The following is a 13469-nucleotide window of genomic DNA, read 5'->3' on the forward strand; positions in this document are numbered from 1 at the left end:
GGGATGACAACCGTTGGGATGGGTCTGGGCGCTTAGCCCTCCCCCTCGTACCCCACGCCCGTCAGGTACAGCCCGTCCGACGGCGCCACCGGCCCGCAGGCGGTGCGGTCCTTGGCCTCCAGCGCCGCCCGCACATCGTCGGCCGTCCAGCGCCCGACGCCGACCTCGACCAGGGTGCCGGTCATCGACCGCACCTGGCGATGCAGGAACGAGCGGGCTTCGAACACCAGGTGCACCTCGTCCCCGACCCGGCTGATCCGGGCCACGTCCAGGGTCTTCAGCGGCGACTTCGACTGGCAGGCCATGTCGCGGAAGGTCGTGAAGTCGTGCAGCCCGACCAGCACCTGGGCGGCGGCGTGCATGGCGTCGGCGTCGATGGCCTTCTTCATGTGCCAGACCTTGCCCTTGTCCAGGGCCGGCGGGGCGCGGCGGTTGAGGATGCGGTAGAGGTAGCGCCGCTCGTTGGCCGAGAACCGCGCGTGCCAGCCTTCCGGCGCGACCGAGGCGTCCAGCACGCTGACCGCCTCGCGCGTCAGGTGGGCGTTCAGGGCGTTCATCACCGTCTCGGCCGGCCAGTCGCGCTCGAGATCGACATGCACCACCTGGCCCGTCGCATGGACGCCCGTGTCGGTGCGGCCGGCGGCGGCCACGCGGATGTCCTGGCCGGTGAAGGCCTTCACCGCCGCCTCCAGCGCCCCCTGCACCGACGGCTGCGAGGCCTGGGCCTGGAAGCCGTTATAGGGCCGGCCGTCATATTCGATCGTCAGGCGGTAGCGGGGCATCAGGCCAGGACCGTCCCGGCCGCCAGCGGGAAGCCGCGCAGGAAGACCTCGGCCTCCTGCACGCCCTTGCCTTCGCGCTGGGCCTTGAGCAAGCGCACCGCGCCGTCTCCGCAGGCGATGAGCAGGGCGTCGTCCAGCGCAACGGCCGCCACGCCGTCGGCGTCCTCGACGCGCGACAGCAGAGCCTTCACCCGCACAGGCCCCTTCTCGCTCGGCGCTTCGAACCACGCGCCCGGGAACGGCGACAGCCCCCGGATGTGACGGTCGACCTCGGCGGCCGGGCGGGTCCAGTCGATGCGGGCCTCGGCCGACTTGATCTTCTTGGCGTAGGTCACGCCCTCTTCCGCCTGCGGGACCTCGCGGACCGCGCCGCGCTCGATGGCGGCCAGGGCGACGGGCAGCATGCGCGAGCCGACGGCGGCCAGCTTGTCGTGCAGGCTGCCGGCGGTCTCCAGGGCGTCGATCCGCACCTGCTCGCCCATCAGCACCGGGCCCTCGTCCAGGCCCTCGCTCATCCGCATCACCTGGACGCCGGTCACCGCGTCGCCGGCCATGATCGCCCGCTGGATCGGGGCGGCGCCGCGCCAGCGGGGCAGCAGGCTGGCGTGCAGGTTGAAACAGCCCAGGCGCGGGGCGTCGAGCACGGCCTTCACCAGGATCTGTCCGAAGGCGACCACCACGGCGGCGTCGAGGTCCAAGGCCTGGAAGGCCTCGATCTCCTCGGGGGTCTTCATCGACACCGGCGTGCGCACGGGCAGGCCCAGGCTCTCGGCGAAGGCGTGGACCGGCGAGGGCTTGAGGTCCTGGCCGCGGCCGCGCGGGGCGGGGGGCTGGGAATAGACGCAGGCGATCTCGTGGCCGGCGGCGACGAGCTCGGCCAGGCAGGCGACGGAGAAATCGGGGGTTCCGAGGAAGGCGAGGCGCATGGCGGACGTTTAGACGGCCCGGTCCTCCTTAGGAAGGCCGAGAGGGGTGCGACATGAGTCGGAACCTCGACCATGGACCGCCGTTCTATGGGCGACGCCATTTCCAGGAGGAAACGCCATGCGCTCCATCGCCCTCTTCGCCGTCGCCGGCCTGGCCGCCCTGTCGCTGGCCGCCTGCTCGGACGAGCACGCCACCCAGATCAAGGAAGGCGCCAAGGCCGCCGGCACCGAGATCAAGCAGGCCGCCGTCGACATCAAGAACGACCCCGACGTCAAGGAAGCCGGCACGGCCCTGAAGGAAAGCACCGAGGAAGCCGCCGCCGACGCCAAGGTCGCGGCCGGCGAGGCGGTCGACAAGGCCAAGGAAGCCGGCGCCAAGGCCGGTCAGGAGACCAAGGAAGCCGCGGCCGACATCAACGCCGACGCCAAGAAGGCCGGCGCGGACGCCAAGAAGAACGTCCACGAGGCGACGAAGTAGGGCCTAAGAATCCGCTCATCCCGGCGAATGCCGGGACCCAGATCCTATGGCGTTGCATCTGACTGGATCAGCGCTGCGCCCGAGGAACCCGCTTCACAGCTATTCCATCTGGGTCCCGGCATTCGCCGGGATGAGCGGAGCTAAGATCAGGCCGCGCGACGCGCCTTCTTGACCTTGGTGATGGCCCGGTCGCGCTTCAGGCGCGACAGGTGGTCGATGAACAGCACGCCCTTCAGGTGGTCCATCTMGTGCTGGATGCAGACGGCGTACATGCCGTCGGCCTCTTCCTCGATCGGCTGGCCCTTGTAGTCCAGATAGGTCAGCTTCACGCGGGCCGGACGCTCGACGGCGTCGTAGACCTCGGGCACCGACAGGCAGCCTTCCTCGTACGAGAACAGCTCCTCGGACTCCCAGGTGATCTTCGGATTGACGAAGTAGCGGGGGGCCGGCTCCTCGCCCTCGCGGGCCAGGTCCATGACGATCACGTTGACCAGCTCGCCGACCTGCACGGCGGCCAGGCCGATGCCCGGGGCGTCGTACATCGTCTCCAGCATGTCATCCATCAAGGCGCGCAGCTCATCGGTGACGGCGGGCACGTCCTTGGAGACCTGCTTCAGGATCGCCAGATCGGCGGAATTATCGACGGTGAGGATGCGACGGATGGCCATAACGACTGTCAGGTAAGCGCCGCGCCGCCCGGGGTCAAGGCGACGGAGGGACGCGGCGAGTGGTCACACCCGTTTCAAAATCCGCTGATCCCGGCATTCGCCGGGATGAGCGGAGATAAGGGACCTAGGACTTCGCCTGCAGCTTCGGCGTTTCATCGGCCGCCTCGCTGGACGCCAGCTTGATCAGCGGCCGCACCGAGCCCTCCACCGGGGCCAGCTCCGAGATCTCCTTGCCCTCGTGGTCGACCGACAGGTCCTCGAAGCGGCGGGCCTGGGTCAGGACCTGGCTCTCCAGCGAGCCGACGAACTGGTTGTAGCGGCCCACCGCCGCCTCCAGCGCCTTGCCCACCGAGCCGGCGTGGGCGCCCATCACGGCGATGCGCTTGTAGAGCTCGCGGCCCACCGCGACGATGTTGGCGGCGTTCTTGGCCTGGTCCTCGGCCCGCCAGCCGTAGGCGACGGCCTTGCACAGGGCGAACAGGGTCGTCGGGGTGACCAGCAGCACCCGGCGATCCATGGCCTCGGTCATCAGGTCGGGCAGGCGGTCCAGGGCGGCCGCGAGAAAGCCGTCGCCGGGCACGAACATGGCCACGAAGTCGGGCGAGCCCTCGGACGCGAACTGGTCCCAATAGGCCTTGGCGGACAGGCCCTGCATGTGGGCGCGGACGCTGGCGGCGTGACGCGCCAGGGCGCTTTCGCGCAGGTGCTCCTCGGTGGCCTCTTGGGCCTCGAGGAAGGCGTTCAGCGAGCACTTGGCGTCGATCACGAACACCCCGCCGCCGGGCATCTTGACCTTCACGTCGGGGCGGCGGCGGCCCTCGTCGCTCTCGACGCTGAACTGCTCCTCGAAGTCGAAGCGGGTGTTGAGGCCGGCGGCCTCCAGCACGTTACGCAGGGTCTGCTCGCCCCAGCGGCCCTGGACGCCGGCCCCGCGTCGCAGAGCGGCCGACAGCTTGCGGGCCTCGAACTGGGTGGCGGTCGAGGCCTCCATCAGGGCGGCGATCTGGGCCTTGAGGCCGCCGGTCTCCTCGGCGCGGGCCTTCTCGACGGCGGTGACCTGGGCCTCGAACTTGGCCAGGGTCTCGGCCACCGGCTTGAGCTGGGCTTCCAGCCGCTGCTGGCTCAGCAGTTCGCGGCTCTTGAAGTTCTCCTCGGTGCGCTTGATCAGCGCCTCGGCCACGGTGTTGGCGGTCATGGTCGCCTGCTGGGCGGCCTGGGCGCGGATCAGCTCGGCCTGGGTGGCGGCCTGATCCTCCAGCAGCCGCGCGCGCTCGCCGGCCTGGACCAGCTGCTCGTTCAACCGCCAGGCCTTCCCTTCCGCCTCGGTGGCGCGGCGCAGCGCCCACACGGCGAACGCCCCGGCGGCGACGGCCGCCAGCAGCAGGACCAGGGCGAGGATCAGGAACGGATCGGAGAAGTTCATGCTCCGTTCTTAGCCGGAGTCGGCGGTTCCAGGAAGGGCGCGCTCGAAAGCCCGGCGGCGAGCGGCTAGAGAGGGGCGCATGTCACGACTCTGGATCATCGGGCCCGGCGCGGTCGGCAAGACCCTGGGCCGGCTGTTCCACGACCGCGCCGCCTTCGAGATCGCCGGGATCGTCGGACGGTCGCGTGAGGGCGCCGAGGCGGCGCGGGCCTTCATCGGCGGCGGCGAGACGGTGGACGCGGCCACGCCGTCGGCCGGCGATTTGGTGATGATCTCGACGCGCGACGGCGAGATCGACGCGGTCGCCGCCGCCCTGGCCGAGGGCGTCGATCCGGCGGGCCTGGTCGTCTTCCATTGCAGCGGGGCGCGGGACTTGGCGCCGCTGGAGCCCCTGCGCCGGCGCGGGGCGGCGGTGGCGGCCCTGCATCCGGTCAAGGCCTTCGCCGATCCGGCGCGGGAGATCGAGACCTTCGAGGGCGTGGTCTGCACCCTGCAGGGCGACGACGCGGCCCTGGCGGCGCTGGCCCCGGCCGTGGCGGCCATCGGCGGCGCGCCGGTCGTGCTGCCGGAGGGCGTCGACCGGCGGCTCTATCACGCGGGGACGGTGTTCGCCTCGAACTACCTGGCGGCCCTGGTCCAGGCCGGGCTGGACGCGCACGCGGCGGCCGGGATCGACGGCGAGACCGCCCTGAAGATCCTGTCGCCCATCCTGCGCGACGCCCTGGCCGCGATCCTCGACAAGGGTCCAGTGGCGGCGCTGACCGGGCCGATCGCGCGCGGGGACGCGGCGACCGTGGCGGCCCAGGTGGAGGCGCTGGCGGAGCGGGACGCGGGGCTCGCCGAGCTTTACGCGGCGCTGGGGCGGAAGACGGTGGAGTTGGCGCGGCGCAAGACGCCGGGGTTGGATTTGGGGGCGGTGGAGGCCGTGCTGAAACGCGAGTTGCGCACCCCCTTGCCCCCACCTGGCGACTGCGTCGCCTGTCCGCCCCCATAGGGGGCGGAGGCTCGGTCAGCGCGGCGCATCCTCCGCCCCCTCGCCGCGACAGACCGCGAAGCGGTCAGGTGGGGGCAAGCGGGTGAGCCACCGACCTAAGCCGGCCGACGCGCCCGCAGCGCCTGGGCGATGGTCCCGTCGTCCAACCAGTCCAGGTCGCCGCCCACGGGCACGCCGCGGGCCAGCATGGTCACCGAGACGCCGGTCGGCGCCAGGCGGTCGGCCAGGTAGTGGGCCGTGGTCTGGCCGTCGACGGTGGCCGGCAGGGCCAGGATCACCTCGGCGATCTCGCTGGCGTTCGCCCGGCCCAACAGCTCGCCCACCCGCAGCGCCTCGGGACCGATCCCGTCCAGGGCCGACAGCAGGCCGCCCAGCACGTGGTAGCGGCCCTTGAACGAGCCGCCGCGCTCCATGGCCCAGACCGAGCCGACCTCCTCGACCACGCACAGCAGGCGGTTGTCGCGCGTGGCGTCCGAGCAGATGGCGCAGGGGTCCGAGGTGTCGAGCGAGCCGCACACCGAACAGGTGCGCACCTTGGCCTGGGCCTCGACCATCGCCGCCGTCAGCGGGGCCAGCAAGGTGTCGCGCTTCTTCAGCAGCGCCAGGGCCGCGCGGCGGCCCGAGCGCGGGCCCAGGCCCGGCAGCTTGGACAGCAGGGCGATGAGGCGCTCGATCTCGGGTCCGGCGGAGGCGGCCATCAGGGTTTCGCGACCCGCGTGACCTGCGAATAGACCACTCGCCACTGGCCGTCGCGCTTGGCCCAGGTGTCGACAAAGCGCACGACCAGGGCGAAGCGCTGGCCGCCGTCGGTCCCGGTCATGTTGACCCGGCCGCCCAGCAGCGCGGTGTCGCCGAACACCTTCTCGACCGGCTCCTCGATCGTGAACGGGTCCAGCTTGAAGCCCGGGGCCACGTAGTCGGCGATCAGCCGCGCCTTGTCCTGGACCTGGCCCGCGCCGTTCACCAGCACGTAGTCGTCGGCCACCAGCCGCTCCAGCGCCGCGCGGTCGCCGTTCACCTGGGCCGCGTCATAGGCGTGCGCCGCCGCGGCCAGGTCGGCCGGCAGGGGCGCCGCCAGGGCGGTCGCCGGGACGGCCAGCGCCATGGCGATCAGGGCTGCGCGAAGGTGGAGCATGGTGTCCATTGTCCCCTAAATCCGCTCATCCCGGCGAATGCCGGGACCCAGATGGAATGGCTTMGAGGCTGACGCCAAGAGCGCTGAGTTCTTCCAATCATCCACACCGCCATAGGATCTGGGTCCCGGCGTTCGCCGGGATGAGCGGTAGTCAAAATGAGCCCTAGAACTTCATGCCCGGCAGGCCGCCCATCATGCCGGCCATCGGGCCCGCGGCTTCCTGCAGCATCTGCTCGCGCTGGCCGTTCAGCTTGGACAGGGCCACGGCGTGGGCGGCGACGATCAGGTCGGCGATCACCTCGCCCTCGCCGGGCTGGATCAGCTCCTCGTCCAGCACCACCTTGACCAGCTCGCCCGAGCCCCGGAGCGTGACGGTGACCATGCCGCCGCCGGCGGTCCCTTCGGCCGTCAGTTCGAGGATCTTGGCCTGAGCGTCGGCCAGCTTCTGCTGCATGGCCTGGGCCTGCTTCATCAGGCCGCCGAGGTCTTTCATGGGGTCACTCCAGTTCTCAGGGACGCGCGCGGCGTCATTCTTCCAGTTCGTCCGGTTCGATCGGCGGCGCCTCGGGCGTCATGATCGTGCGGACCTCGACGATCTCGGCGCCGGGGAAGGCGTCCAGCACCGAGGCGACGAAGGGATCCGAGCGGATCGCGTCCATCTCCTCGCGCTGCTCGCGCTTCTGGCGCTCCATCAGGCTCTCGGCCCCGCCGCCGCCCTCGGCCGCCACCAGCCAGGGCTGGCCGGTCCACTCCTTCAGCGCGCGGACCAGGCGTCCGGCCAGGTTGCCGGGCGCGCCGGGGGCGGCCTCGAAGGTGATGGCGCCGGGGCGGAAGCTGATCGGGCGGACATATTGCTCGACGTCGAGACGCAGGCCGATGTCGCGCTTCTCGGCGATCAGCTTCACCACGTCCTCGAACGAGGCGAGGGTCGGGGCGGCCTGGGCGGCCGGCGCGGCCATCACCCGGGCCTGGGCGTTGACGGCCCCGCCGCCTCCGCCGCCGCCGATCGAACCGCCACCGCCGCCACCACCCGGGCCGCCGCCCACGGGCTGGCCGTCGCGCAGGGCCTTCAGAGCTTCCTCGGGACCGGGCAGGTCGGCGGCGTAGCACAGGCGGATGATGGCCATCTCGGCCGCGGCCATGGCGTCGGGCGCGCGGCGCACCTCGTCATGGGCCTTCAGCAGCATCTGCCACAGGCGCGCCAGGGTCCCCGGCGAGGTCTGGGCCCCAATGGCGGTCAATCGCGCGGCCTGCTCCTTGGGCATGGACAGGGCGTCCGGCCCCAGGGCCTTGGCCACCGACGCGGCGTGGCAGTGGTCCAGCAGGTCCAGCATGACCACCGCCGGATCGGCGCCGAAGCCCCACAAGGCCCGGAAGCCCTTCAGCGACTCGCCGGGCTTGCCGCTCATGACGTTCTCGAACAAGGCGATCGTCTGGCCGCGATCGGCCAGGCCCAGCATGTCGCGGACCACGGCGGCGGTGACGGTCGAGCCCCGCTCGCCCTGGACGATGGCCTGGTCCAGCAGCGACAGGCCGTCGCGCACCGAACCCTCGGCGGCCCGGGCGATCAGGGCCAGGCCGTCCTCCTCGACCTTGGCCCCTTCCTTGGCGGCGATCCGGCCGAAGTGCTTGACCAGCACGTCCGGCTCGACCCGGCGCAGGTCGAAGCGCTGGGTGCGCGACAGGATCGTCACCGGCACCTTGCGGATCTCGGTGGTGGCGAAGATGAACTTGGCGTGCGGCGGCGGCTCTTCCAGCGTCTTCAGCAGGGCGTTGAACGCCGCCGTCGACAGCATGTGCACTTCGTCGATGATGTAGACCTTGTAGCGCGCCTCGACCGGGGCGTAGCGCACCCCGTCCAGCAGCTCGCGCATCTCGTCGACCTTGGTGCGGCTGGCGGCGTCCAGCTCCAGCACGTCCATGTGCCGGCCTTCGATGATCGCCTTGCAGTGCCGCCCCTCGACGGTCAGGTCGACCGAGGGGCCGTGGACGGTGTCGGTCTCGTAGTTCAGGGCCCGGGCCAGCAGGCGGGCGGTCGTGGTCTTGCCGACGCCCCGCACGCCGGTGAGCATGAAGGCGTGGGCGATGCGGCCGGTMGAGAAGGCGTTGGCCAGGGTGCGGACCATGGCCTCCTGGCCGATCAGGTCCTCGAAGGTGCGCGGCCGGTACTTGCGCGCCAGCACGGTGTAGGCGGCGTCGGGGTCGCCGAGGCTCTCGGCGGTCGGCGGGGCGGCCGGAGCCGGCGCGGCGGGCGCGGAGTCGGGCGTTCCGGCTTGCAGCGGCTCGTCGGCGGGAGGACCGCCGAAGATGTCGACGGTGTTCTCGTCGCGTTCGGCGGGCTCTTCATCCCACGGCGGCGCGGAATCGGTCGTGAGGTCGTCGTGGTCGGCCATGGGGCAAGTGTAGTGTGCGGAAGGGCGCAGCAAAAGGCTCGCGCCGCGCTTGACGCTCAGAAGCTGACAGAATGTGGGGAAAGGTGGAGACCGGCAGACGACCCGGAGCGAAACTCGTTGTGGCTGCTGCCTCTCGGCCCTGACCAGGTTGGCGAGGACTCCGCCCGTCGCCGATCTCCGAGGCCTATATCGCGACTCATCGCCCCCGATGCAAGTCACAAGGGCAGGAGCCGTGACGACTCTTGGTCGCGGATGTTAGAGAATCGTCATGGCCCTCTCGATCATCACCAACATCTTCGCCGGCAATCCGCTCGACCGCGCCAGCGAGCGCCGGGGCGACGAGGCCTGGCTGGCCGAGAAGGCCGACGACCCGCATTCGCTGGCCGTGGCCATCTGGAACGGCAAGGCCCTTGTCGAGGACATCACCGACGAGGAAGGCAAGGTCAGCGGGGCCCAGATCGCCTATCTGCGGGCCGACATGGCCAAGGACCTGTCGGCCACGCCCGAGCGCCTGCTGTTCCTGGGCCTGTGGAAGGACATCGCGGTGTTCGCCGTCGACCTGGAGGGCGGGGCCGACCCGGCCGAGGGGCCGCTGCAGGGGCTKGGCCGGTTCGAGGAGCTGCGCGGCGTCGCCCTGACCCTGCCGCCGCCCGACGCCGGCATCCTGGCCACCGCCAAGTCGATGTTCGAATGGCGGCGCAAGCACAAGTGGTGCAGCAACTGCGGCCAGGAGACCAATGTCACCGACGGCGGCTGGAAGCGGCAGTGCTCGTCCTGCCAGACCGAGCACTTCCCGCGCACCGACCCCGTGGCGATCATGCTGGCCCTGCACGAGGGCCGCTGCCTGCTGGGTCGCCAGGCGATGTGGCCGCCCGGCATGTACTCGGCCCTGGCCGGCTTCGTGGAGCCCGGCGAGACCATCGAGGAGGCCTGCGCCCGCGAACTGATGGAAGAGGCCGGCCTGACCGCCACGGCCGTCCGCTACCACTCCAGCCAGCCCTGGCCGTGGCCCTCGTCGCTGATGATGGGCCTGATGGCCGACGTCGACAGCGACGTGGCCGCGCCCGACCAGACCGAGCTGGAGGCGGTGAAGTGGTTCACCAAAGACGAGGCCAAGGCCCTGATCCGCGGTGAGTTGGAAGGCTTCTTCGCCCCGCCGCCGCTGGCCATCGCGCACCAGCTGATCAAGGCCTGGGCGGAGGGGGAGTAAGTTCCTCCGCGCCTTCAAGGTCCTCCCCCTGTGGGGAGGACCTTGGCGGGTGGGCTCGCCTAGCCGAACAGCACCAGCAGCTCCCGCACCACCATCCACGCCAGGGCGATGGTCGACAGCGAGAACAGCAGGAAGCGCACCAGCACGATGTTGACGCTGGCCTGGACCAGGCTGTGCAGCACGCGCAGCGCGACGTACGCCCAGGCCAGCTTGACCGCCAGGGCGTCGCCGTGGCCGGCGACCTGGATGGCCAGGGCGGCCGCGTAGAAGATCGTCGGCTGCTCCATCAGGTGGTTGTAGTTGTCGGCCGCCTGGCGGGCCGGCGCGGGCAGGCCGTTCAGGCTGCCCGGAAAGGCCGCGTCCTGCGGCTTGATCCCGGCCTTGCTCATGGCCGGCATCCGCTGGACGTACATCCACAGCCAGATCACCAGCGACCAGGCCACAAGCGCTATCACCGGCGCGATCAGGGTGTTCATGTCGTTCCCTCCCCGGAACTCTTGCTTATGCCGGGGAGGTTAGTCGCGGAACGCCGTTATGGCGAAGCCTGCCGCGACGTCAGGCCAGGTCAGGCCGCCGCGGGCGAGAAGCGAGCCCGGATCGCGGCGGGGATCGCGCCGAGCAGCAGGCCGACGCCCAGGGGCGTCAGCGCTTCGGCCAGGCCGGGCGCGATCACGATCAGTTCGCGGGTGCGCGTGGCCTGCATGGCCCGGACGATGGACAGGATCGAGAACAGCGTCGCCACCAGCCCAAGGCCGGGCGGCAGGAGGCTGAGGATCGACAGCGCCGAGGGATCGTCGGCGCGCCCCTTCGTCAGGCTGCCGACCGCGAGGGTCGCGATCCAGATCCCCAGGCCGATCAGCGCCAGGTAGATCATCTTGGTCAGCAGGCCGGCCGTGATCACCAGGAGGCCGAAGGTGGTCAGCGGATTGGCCGGCATGCCCGCCCAGATCGCTAGGCCGATCGCCCCGACCAGCACCGCGCCGCCCGCCAGGCCCAGGATCCACGCCAAGCTCTTCATCACTCTAGTCCCCCCGAGCGCGGCCCGAAGCGGCCGCGTTCAAGGTCAAGCTAGAGACAACCCAAGGTCGGCGCAACGCCGCCTAGACCCGATCCCGGAACGGGTCCGCCGGATAGACGCCCAGCACCTCGAACTTCTCGGAGAAGAACTTCAGCTCGTCGAAGGCCAGGGCCAGCGGACGATCCTCGGGGCGGCCGTCGACCTCGGCGTAGAAGAAGGTGGCCGTGAAGGCCCCGCCCTCCATGTAGCTTTCCAGCTTGGTCATGTTGACGCCGTTGGTCGCGAACCCGCCCAGCGCCTTGTAGAGGGCGGCCGGCAGGTTGCGGACCTTGAACACGAAGCTGGTCACGCAGCGGTGGGTGAACGGCGGCGCGGCCGGCGACTTGTCGGCCGTCATCACCAGGAAGCGCGTGGTGTTGTTGCGCTCGTCCTCGATGTCCTTGGCCAGGATGTCCAGGCCGTAGATCTCGGCGGCCAGGGCCGGGGCCACGGCGGCGCGGGTCGGGTCGGGCTTCAGGGCCAGGGCCTTGGCGGCGCCGGCCGTGTCGCCCGCGCTCTCGTGGGCCAGGCCCAACTTCTTGAGGCTGTGGCGGCACTGGCTGAGCGCGATCGGCATCGAGCTGGCGATCTTCACCGTCTCCAGCGTCACGCCCTTGTTGGCCATCAGCTGGAAGCGGATCGGCTTGAAGCGCTCGCCGATGATCTGCAATCCCGAAGCAGGCAAGAGATGGTGGACGTCGGCCACGCGGCCGGCGATCGAGTTCTCGATCGGGATCATGCCCAGCTGGCAGGCGCCCGACTTGATGGCCTCGAACGCCTCCTCGAAGGTGGCGCAGGGCACGGCCTCGTAGTCGGGGAAATAGGTGCGGCAGGCCTCGTGGCTGTTGGCGCCGGGCTCGCCCTGGAAGGCGATCTTCTTGAGGATGCTCATGCTTTGATCCCGGCCGCGTAGGCGCGCGCCGCTTCGAGGTCGGAAGGATTGTCGACGGAGATCGGGGCCTCGCCGGCCACGGCGGCGCGCAGCTGCAGGCCCAGCTCCATGGCGCGCAGCTGCTCCAGCTTCTCGCGCTTCTCCAGCGGCGAGGGCGGGGCGGCGTTGAAGGCTTCCAGGGCGGCGCGGCGATAGCCGTAGATGCCGATGTGCCGCCAGATCGGCGCGTCGCCGTAGAGGGTGGAGCGGGTGAAATAGAGGGCGCGGCCCGACAGGCCGTCCTGCTCCATGGCCAGCACGGCCTTGACCACGTCGGGGTTGGACCGGTCGGCGGGCGAGGCTTCCGGCGCCACCACCGTGGCGATGTCGCAGCTGGGATGGGCGCCCAGCAGGTCAGCGCAGGCGCTCAGCACCGAGGGCTGCACGAACGGCATGTCGCCCTGCAGGTTGATGACCACGTCGTGGCGGCGCTCGGGGTCCAGGACCTCCAGGGCGGCCAGGATGCGGTCCGAGCCCGAGGGCAGGCGCGGATCGGTCAGCACCGCCACGCCGCCGGCCTTCTTGACCGCGTGGACGATCGAGATGTCGCCGGCCGCCACCGCCACCGGGCCGATTCCCGCCGCCTGGGCCTGGCGCAGCACGCGCACGATCATCGACACGCCGCCGATGTCGGCCAGGGGCTTGTCGGGGAGGCGGGTGGCCGCCATGCGGGCTGGAATGACGACGATGGGGTTCATGAGTGGCCGATGCGGGGTCAAAACCGTTGCTGCCCGGTTGCGCCCCGGGCGGTAGCGTGTAAGAGACGCGAGCGCAACATGGAGCGCGCGGGGGAAACCTCCGGGCGCGGATTTCGGGCCTGTCGTCAGACGGCCCCCAAGAGGCTGGTAAGGCTTTAGATGAGCGACCTGACGTTCAACAAGATCTTCGGCGGCGTCCTGATGACGGGGCTGATCATTTTCGGTCTCAAGGAAGGCTCGGACATCCTTTTCGCCAAGCACGAGCTGGAAAAGCCGGGCTACGAGATCGCTGTCGCCGAAGAGGCCGGTGAAGGCGCCGCCGCCGCCGAGGTCGCGCCCGACTGGGGCAGCGTCCTGACCCCGGCCAACGTCGCCGCCGGCCAGGCCGTCAGCGCCAAGTGCGCCTCGTGTCACAACTTCACGCCCGAGAATCACACGGGTCCGGGCCTGTTCGGCGTGGTGGGCCGCAAGCCCGGCACCCACCCGGGCTTCGCCTATTCGTCGGCCATGGTCGATTTCGGCGCCAAGAACCCGGTCTGGGACTACGACCACCTCGACACCTTCCTGAAGGCGCCGGGCAAGGACGTCTCGGGCACCAAGATGACCTTCGTCGGCCTGAAGAAGCAGGAAGACCGGATCGCCATCATCGCCTATCTGCACAGCCTGGGCTCGACCCTGCCGATCCCGGCTCCGAAGCCGGCCGGCGCGGCTCCGGCTCCGGCCGCCGGCGCTCCCGCCGCGGCTGGCGCCGCCGCCTCGGGCGCGGCTCCGGTG

The 13469-nt window shown here is 70.7% G+C and carries 16 protein-coding genes and 1 other RNA gene; 4 read left to right on the forward strand and 13 right to left on the reverse strand.

Features of this window, described 5'->3' with window-relative positions:
* Window positions 1–32: 32 nt before the first annotated feature.
* Together truA and fmt are read right to left on the reverse strand one after the other, a co-directional pair.
* A complete protein-coding gene (gene truA / locus AC1U89_RS20070; protein WP_479901412.1) occupies window positions 33–782 on the reverse strand; it encodes a tRNA pseudouridine(38-40) synthase TruA in 750 nt (249 codons plus the stop codon).
* Complete coding sequence (fmt, locus tag AC1U89_RS20075; protein WP_479901413.1) at window positions 782–1708, reverse strand: methionyl-tRNA formyltransferase; 927 nt, start codon at window positions 1706–1708, stop codon at window positions 782–784. The genes truA and fmt overlap by 1 nt, the downstream gene beginning before the upstream one ends.
* A gap of 118 nt (window positions 1709–1826) precedes the next feature.
* Here fmt and AC1U89_RS20080 point away from each other — a divergent pair, with 118 nt between their 5' ends.
* Window positions 1827–2186 carry a cell surface protein gene (locus AC1U89_RS20080; protein WP_479901414.1) on the forward strand — a complete coding sequence of 120 codons (360 nt, stop codon included), beginning with the start codon at window positions 1827–1829 and terminating at the stop codon, window positions 2184–2186.
* Between the two features lie 146 nt (window positions 2187–2332).
* Here AC1U89_RS20080 and def read toward each other — a convergent pair whose 3' ends face one another.
* Both def and AC1U89_RS20090 read right to left on the reverse strand, forming a co-directional pair.
* The gene (gene def / locus AC1U89_RS20085; protein WP_479901415.1) at window positions 2333–2854 is read right to left on the reverse strand and encodes a peptide deformylase; all 522 of its coding nucleotides are present in this window, start codon (window positions 2852–2854) and stop codon (window positions 2333–2335) included.
* 124 nt (window positions 2855–2978) lie between these two features.
* The gene (locus AC1U89_RS20090) at window positions 2979–4277 is read right to left on the reverse strand and encodes a DNA recombination protein RmuC (protein ID WP_479901416.1); all 1299 of its coding nucleotides are present in this window, start codon (window positions 4275–4277) and stop codon (window positions 2979–2981) included.
* 79 nt (window positions 4278–4356) lie between these two features.
* Between AC1U89_RS20090 and AC1U89_RS20095 the strand changes: the two genes are divergently transcribed.
* Entirely contained in the window at window positions 4357–5271 is a 915-nt protein-coding gene (locus AC1U89_RS20095) for a Rossmann-like and DUF2520 domain-containing protein (protein ID WP_479901417.1), read from the forward strand.
* A 95-nt stretch (window positions 5272–5366) separates the two neighbouring features.
* Here AC1U89_RS20095 and recR read toward each other — a convergent pair whose 3' ends face one another.
* The 5 genes from recR to ffs form a co-directional block, all read right to left on the reverse strand.
* A complete protein-coding gene (gene recR / locus AC1U89_RS20100) occupies window positions 5367–5969 on the reverse strand; it encodes a recombination mediator RecR (protein ID WP_029908863.1) in 603 nt (200 codons plus the stop codon).
* On the reverse strand, window positions 5969–6406 hold the full coding sequence (locus AC1U89_RS20105) for a nuclear transport factor 2 family protein (RefSeq protein ID WP_479901418.1): 438 nt from the start codon (window positions 6404–6406) through the stop codon (window positions 5969–5971). The genes recR and AC1U89_RS20105 overlap by 1 nt, the downstream gene beginning before the upstream one ends.
* A gap of 163 nt (window positions 6407–6569) precedes the next feature.
* Window positions 6570–6899, reverse strand: coding sequence for a YbaB/EbfC family nucleoid-associated protein (locus AC1U89_RS20110; protein WP_479901419.1), 330 nt, complete (start codon window positions 6897–6899; stop codon window positions 6570–6572).
* A 34-nt stretch (window positions 6900–6933) separates the two neighbouring features.
* A complete protein-coding gene (locus tag AC1U89_RS20115; RefSeq protein WP_479901420.1) occupies window positions 6934–8799 on the reverse strand; it encodes a DNA polymerase III subunit gamma/tau in 1866 nt (621 codons plus the stop codon).
* Between the two features lie 84 nt (window positions 8800–8883).
* Window positions 8884–8976: signal recognition particle sRNA small type (ffs, locus tag AC1U89_RS20120), an RNA gene on the reverse strand.
* Between the two features lie 91 nt (window positions 8977–9067).
* On the opposite strand from ffs, the gene nudC reads away from it, so the two are divergent.
* Complete coding sequence (nudC, locus tag AC1U89_RS20125; protein WP_479901421.1) at window positions 9068–10009, forward strand: NAD(+) diphosphatase; 942 nt, start codon at window positions 9068–9070, stop codon at window positions 10007–10009.
* Between the two features lie 59 nt (window positions 10010–10068).
* Here nudC and AC1U89_RS20130 read toward each other — a convergent pair whose 3' ends face one another.
* From AC1U89_RS20130 to AC1U89_RS20145, 4 genes are all read right to left on the reverse strand, one after another.
* On the reverse strand, window positions 10069–10485 hold the full coding sequence (locus AC1U89_RS20130; protein ID WP_479901422.1) for an MAPEG family protein: 417 nt from the start codon (window positions 10483–10485) through the stop codon (window positions 10069–10071).
* An 89-nt stretch (window positions 10486–10574) separates the two neighbouring features.
* The gene (locus tag AC1U89_RS20135) at window positions 10575–11027 is read right to left on the reverse strand and encodes a hypothetical protein (protein WP_479901423.1); all 453 of its coding nucleotides are present in this window, start codon (window positions 11025–11027) and stop codon (window positions 10575–10577) included.
* Window positions 11028–11109: 82 nt separating this feature from the next.
* Window positions 11110–11958, reverse strand: coding sequence for a prephenate dehydratase (locus tag AC1U89_RS20140; protein ID WP_479901424.1), 849 nt, complete (start codon window positions 11956–11958; stop codon window positions 11110–11112).
* Window positions 11955–12695 (reverse strand): 3-deoxy-manno-octulosonate cytidylyltransferase, encoded by a 741-nt coding sequence (locus tag AC1U89_RS20145; RefSeq protein WP_479901425.1) that lies wholly within the window; start codon window positions 12693–12695, stop codon window positions 11955–11957. Before AC1U89_RS20145 ends, AC1U89_RS20140 begins: the two co-directional genes overlap by 4 nt.
* Window positions 12696–12854: 159 nt before the next feature.
* Between AC1U89_RS20145 and AC1U89_RS20150 the strand changes: the two genes are divergently transcribed.
* The coding region (locus tag AC1U89_RS20150; RefSeq protein ID WP_479901426.1) for a c-type cytochrome at window positions 12855–13469 on the forward strand (615 nt) is incomplete at its 3' end.

Source organism: Caulobacter sp. 05T431, assembly GCF_056665975.1.

What these genes read in the sequence shown, in the direction of transcription:
- AC1U89_RS20130 (WP_479901422.1), bottom strand. Translation starts at nt 10,485, where the DNA reads ATGAACACCCTGATCGCGCCGGTGATAGCGCTTGTGGCCTGGTCGCTG.
- AC1U89_RS20135 (WP_479901423.1), bottom strand. Translation starts at nt 11,027, where the DNA reads ATGAAGAGCTTGGCGTGGATCCTGGGCCTGGCGGGCGGCGCGGTGCTG.
- fmt (WP_479901413.1), bottom strand. Translation starts at nt 1,708, where the DNA reads ATGCGCCTCGCCTTCCTCGGAACCCCCGATTTCTCCGTCGCCTGCCTG.
- AC1U89_RS20110 (WP_479901419.1), bottom strand. Translation starts at nt 6,899, where the DNA reads ATGAAAGACCTCGGCGGCCTGATGAAGCAGGCCCAGGCCATGCAGCAG.
- AC1U89_RS20080 (WP_479901414.1), top strand. Translation starts at nt 1,827, where the DNA reads ATGCGCTCCATCGCCCTCTTCGCCGTCGCCGGCCTGGCCGCCCTGTCG.
- AC1U89_RS20090 (WP_479901416.1), bottom strand. Translation starts at nt 4,277, where the DNA reads ATGAACTTCTCCGATCCGTTCCTGATCCTCGCCCTGGTCCTGCTGCTG.
- AC1U89_RS20140 (WP_479901424.1), bottom strand. Translation starts at nt 11,958, where the DNA reads ATGAGCATCCTCAAGAAGATCGCCTTCCAGGGCGAGCCCGGCGCCAAC.
- truA (WP_479901412.1), bottom strand. Translation starts at nt 782, where the DNA reads ATGCCCCGCTACCGCCTGACGATCGAATATGACGGCCGGCCCTATAAC.
- AC1U89_RS20145 (WP_479901425.1), bottom strand. Translation starts at nt 12,695, where the DNA reads ATGAACCCCATCGTCGTCATTCCAGCCCGCATGGCGGCCACCCGCCTC.
- AC1U89_RS20105 (WP_479901418.1), bottom strand. Translation starts at nt 6,406, where the DNA reads ATGCTCCACCTTCGCGCAGCCCTGATCGCCATGGCGCTGGCCGTCCCG.
- recR (WP_029908863.1), bottom strand. Translation starts at nt 5,969, where the DNA reads ATGGCCGCCTCCGCCGGACCCGAGATCGAGCGCCTCATCGCCCTGCTG.
- AC1U89_RS20095 (WP_479901417.1), top strand. Translation starts at nt 4,357, where the DNA reads ATGTCACGACTCTGGATCATCGGGCCCGGCGCGGTCGGCAAGACCCTG.